The following is a 4,493-nucleotide window of genomic DNA, read 5'->3' as shown; positions in this document are numbered from 1 at the left end:
GTGGTTGTTAGTAATTATTTCCCCCTGCCTCTGCCTCGTCCCTTTACTCAGCCAAATTTAAACCAATAATACCGATAATTATAAAAGACATAGAGATAATTTTTACCAGCGTAAAAGACTCATGAAACCAAATCACGCTAATCGTAGCAATTATCAGAGTACCAAAACCTGCCCAAATAGAATAAACTATACTCACCGGAATTGTCCTGAGAGAAAGAGTTAAAAACGTTAAGCAAAGTCCATAAAATACAAAAATAAAAATTGAGGGGATAATTTTGGTAAATTCTTCTGACAGTTTCATACAAGTTGTACCAGAAACTTCAAAAATAATTGCTGCTATCAGATAAAGCCAACTGATTAACATAACTGTTATAGCACTCCTATTCGATTGGGATATTTACTGATAAATTTTGTCCAGAATTAAATTCTATGTAAACTTTAATTTAAAAAATGTATATTAACTAAAGGCATTATTTCAGAAACTTGAAATAATTGCTGTTTTATCCGCTACTTGATAAAATCACATTGCTAGTGCTATACCTTGAAAAAAAATGTTCAAAATTTTGACTCATTTCCGAAATTTAGCAATTGTTAGCTTGATCGGCTTGATATTAACCTGGTCACTTCCTGTCCAAGCTGATACCAAAATCAACCCCCAACTAGAACAACAAGTTTTAGAAATTATCCGCAAAAATCCCGAAATCATTATTAAATCTGTAGAAATATACCAGCAGCAACAGCAAGAGAAACTACAACAATCACGACAAAAATTTATCAATGATTTTCAAACAAATCCTCAATCTGTAATTGGTGATTCTCCCACAATTGGTGCAACCAAATCAAAAACCTTATTGATAGAATTTTCAGATTTTGAATGTCCTTATTGTGCCGAAGCCCATCAAACACTCAAAGATTTATTGGCAAAATATCCAAATAAATTCACCTTAGTTTATAAGCATTTTCCCCTTTATCAAATTCATGATCAAGCATTACCCGCAGCTACAGTAGCTTGGGCAGCATATCAACAAGGTAAGTTTTGGGAATATCATGATGCCTTGTTTACCAACCAAAAACAATTGGGTGAGACTTTATATTTAGACACTGCTAAAAAGCTCAATTTAAACCTCACAAAATTTGGCAATGATCGCAAATTAGCTAATAAATCCATCCAAAAAGACCTATTATTAGCCCAACAATTAGGATTGGGTGGCACACCATCTTTTATTATGACCAGTCCAAATTTTGCTGGACCGGTAAAACTCACAGAAGTGGAAGAAATATTGCAAGGTAAACAATAAAATCTGATGGTTAAGCAATAATTTATACCAGTTTTATGGTTGTTGCCAATAAATCTGCACCTTTAGCTAGAGGTGGCACGTATTGGTTAACTGTTCTAATTGCAATAAGTGTAAGGAGTAGTCTTATGAGAAGTGATGAGGATAACTTTTCGCTTCTCAATTCCTATTTTGACAAATCATCAGTTTATTTACAAATAACCCTTTACATTTAATAACCAAAAATATTACAACAGGTAATAGGTAGTTATCCAAAAAGATTACTACTACAGTAAACAAGAAAACGGGGTCATGAATGCGTTACCTGGGATTTTTGATATTATTACCTATTACGCTGGCAACTACTTTTTCTGATCAATTACTAAAACCTCCAGAATCTACCATTCAACTGCTTGCTAATAAAAATAATCAAACTTCATTAGCACAAACAAGTTATCTGTCCACCTTGGAAAAACAAGTAATTGCGGAAACTAACAAAGTCAGAACAAATCCTCAATCATATATACCTATTATAGAAAATTATAAACAGCGGTTTCAGGGAAATCGCGTCAAAATTTCCTATAATACCTATTTAATCACCCAAGAAGGCGTAAAACCGGTTAATGAAGCGATAACTTTTTTAAAATCCGTCCGTCCCGTCAGTGCATTACGTGCCTCCAAAGGAATGTCTTTAGGTGCGCGAGATCATGCTAAAGACCAAGGACCAAAGGGAACAACAGGTCATGATGGTAGTGATGGTAGCAGACCTGACACTCGCATCAATCGTTATGGGAAATGGCAAACTACCGCTGGTGAAAATATCAGTTATGGACCAAATACAGCCCAAGACATTGTCATGCAACTAATAATTGATGATGGTGTACCTTCCCGTGGACATCGGACAAATATTTTTAACCCATCTTTTCGGGTAACTGGTGTAGCTTACGGTTCTCACAAACAATACAGAACTATCTGCGTCATTACCTATGCCGGTGGTTATATCGAAAAATAGAACTTACAATCAGGATTTATGGCTGTACCACTTAACTTCTACATCCAAGGTCAAGGATTTCCCATCCTTGGTTTACATGGTCATCCTGGTTCGGGACGTAGCCTCTCTATCTTTACCAATCATCTATCAAAACGCTACCAAACCATTGCCCCAGATTTGCGTGGATATGGCAAAAGTCGGTTTCAGAGCAAATTTGAGATGCAAGACCATTTAGACGACCTAGAAGCCCTATTAGACCAATTGAAAATAGAAAAATGTTTATTATTGGGATGGTCGCTAGGAGGCATTTTAGCCATGGAACTGGCCATGCGCCTACCGCAACGGGTGACAGGCTTGATTTTAGTAGCCACAGCCGCTAGACCTTGGGGCAATCATCCCCGAATTTCTTGGCAAGACAATATTTATACAGGCATTGCTGGTATATTGAACTATATAAAACCCAGTTGGCAATGGAATATTGATACTTTCGGCAAGCGATCGCTCTTTCGCTACTTAATTCAACAACACACATCCACAGCATACAATTACATAGCTAGGGATGCCCTACCAGCCTACTTACAAACCTCATCAGCAGCTACAAACGCCCTCTACAGTGCCATGAGAGCAGGTTATAATCGCACCCCCGACCTTTGGCAAATCCAATGTCCTAGCCTAGTGCTTGCTGGTGAACAAGACCGCCACATTACCGCTGATGCCAGTTTAGAAACAGCCCGACACATCAAAAACTCTCAATGGCAATGTTACCCCAACACAGCCCACCTCTTTCCTTGGGAAATACCCCAACAGTTATTAGGAGACATTGATAGTTGGTTAGTAACCAACCCCCAAATAATCGAAGTTTAAATTAGCCATAGTTCGTTCCCAGGATTAGCCCAGGAACGATAACAGCCTCTGGAATTGTTGATTAGACTAAATTTGACCGCTAAAGACAGGCTTTACTTTACGGTCAATCCATTCCCCCAAATCTTCAGCAATTGTTAAAACAGTAGGTTTACAGCGTTTGATATTCACTATAATTCCCTGCGCTCCTTCAATTTCCAAATCTTCTATATAGCCATTGCTGGCTTTAGTAGCTTCCACAGAACTGAAAAATGGACCAAAGTAGTATGTACAACTGGGATTTTGTGTGACAATTTCTACCCACCAAGCAAGGCCGAGTCCATTGAATGTATTAATCAACCCCTCTTGGAAGTTATGCCAAATCGTTTTCATGGTTTTCGCCGATTTATAAACGTGTGACTGGATGTGTGAAAATAGGTGAGATTTATTGTCTTTTACATTGTTTATAGTCACTGATTTCGTGGATATTTGTCTACGAAATCAGTAACTGTACTATTGTTTTTTCAAAGCAATTGTCTGTAGTTTATCAAGATACAGTGTATTTTGAGATTTTTGGCGATAAATTTCGTAAAGTGCCATACCAGTTGCCACCGAAGCATTGAGGCTAGGAGTCTTGCCCTGTAAGGGAATGGACACCAAAACATCACAAGAACGTTGTGTCAACATCCCCAGACCTTCGCCTTCACCACCCACGACTAAAACCACAGGTCCGCTAAACTTAACACTTTGTAATGGTTCGCTACCTGTAACCGCAGTTCCATAAATCCAAAAGCCTTCTTCTTTTAACTGTTCTAAAGCGCGACCAAGGTTGACAACTCTAGATACAGGAAAGGTTTCTAATGCCCCTGCTGCGACTTTCATCACCGTAGAAGTAATTCCCGCTGCCCTTCTTTGAGGAATCACCAAACCGTGAGCGCCAATCGCTTCTGCTGTGCGAATAATTGCCCCTAAATTGTGGGGATCAGTAATACCATCAGCAACTACAATTACAGGATCAGTCACAGCTTTAGCGTTGCTAATCAGATCCTCTAGTTCAATATAAGAATAAGGAGCAATTTGAGCCGCTATTCCTTGGTGATTTGCCCGACCAGTAATTTGGTCTAACCGCATTGGTTCAACTTCATCAATAACTGCGCCATTATCTTTGGCTTGCAAAATCAAATGATGAAATCTGGGATCATAACGGAGACGAGTAGTAATCCAAAGACGGTTGATACTGTGTTCATTTTCCAAAGCAGTCAAAACTGGATGACGACCATAGATTAGATCAGTTTCTTCTGTGGGTGTGATTTCTGAGGATTGCTCGGAAAATTGGGAAGAGGGACGATATCTAGCAGTGAAGGATTTACCGCCCGTTGGTAATGCGA

The 4,493-nt window shown here is 38.7% G+C and carries 6 protein-coding genes; 3 read left to right on the top strand and 3 right to left on the bottom strand.

What is annotated here, in order from left to right:
- Positions 1-43 precede the first annotated feature (43 nt).
- Entirely contained in the window at positions 44-364 is a 321-nt protein-coding gene (locus tag FJR08_RS15585; protein ID WP_015078726.1) for a multidrug efflux SMR transporter, read from the bottom strand.
- 187 nt (positions 365-551) lie between these two features.
- On the opposite strand from FJR08_RS15585, the gene FJR08_RS15580 reads away from it, so the two are divergent.
- From FJR08_RS15580 to FJR08_RS15570, 3 genes are all read left to right on the top strand, one after another.
- Positions 552-1,298 carry a DsbA family protein gene (locus tag FJR08_RS15580; protein WP_148763312.1) on the top strand — a complete coding sequence of 249 codons (747 nt, stop codon included), beginning with the start codon at positions 552-554 and terminating at the stop codon, positions 1,296-1,298.
- A 292-nt stretch (positions 1,299-1,590) separates the two neighbouring features.
- Positions 1,591-2,286 (top strand): CAP domain-containing protein, encoded by a 696-nt coding sequence (locus FJR08_RS15575; protein ID WP_168633779.1) that lies wholly within the window; start codon positions 1,591-1,593, stop codon positions 2,284-2,286.
- Between the two features lie 18 nt (positions 2,287-2,304).
- Entirely contained in the window at positions 2,305-3,129 is an 825-nt protein-coding gene (locus tag FJR08_RS15570; protein WP_168633778.1) for an alpha/beta fold hydrolase, read from the top strand.
- 66 nt (positions 3,130-3,195) lie between these two features.
- Here FJR08_RS15570 and FJR08_RS15565 read toward each other — a convergent pair whose 3' ends face one another.
- Together FJR08_RS15565 and rlmB are read right to left on the bottom strand one after the other, a co-directional pair.
- Complete coding sequence (locus FJR08_RS15565) at positions 3,196-3,498, bottom strand: DUF1816 domain-containing protein (RefSeq protein ID WP_015078722.1); 303 nt, start codon at positions 3,496-3,498, stop codon at positions 3,196-3,198.
- A gap of 120 nt (positions 3,499-3,618) precedes the next feature.
- On the bottom strand, positions 3,619-4,493 hold an 875-nt coding region (rlmB, locus tag FJR08_RS15560), incomplete at its 5' end, for a 23S rRNA (guanosine(2251)-2'-O)-methyltransferase RlmB (protein ID WP_168633777.1).

Origin of the sequence: Dolichospermum sp. UHCC 0260, assembly GCF_009711985.1 — a bacterium.
Lineage (GTDB): Bacteria > Cyanobacteriota > Cyanobacteriia > Cyanobacteriales > Nostocaceae > Dolichospermum > Dolichospermum lemmermannii.
Note: the sequence above shows the minus strand (reverse complement) of the source record. Positions and strands in the feature narration are given on the sequence as shown.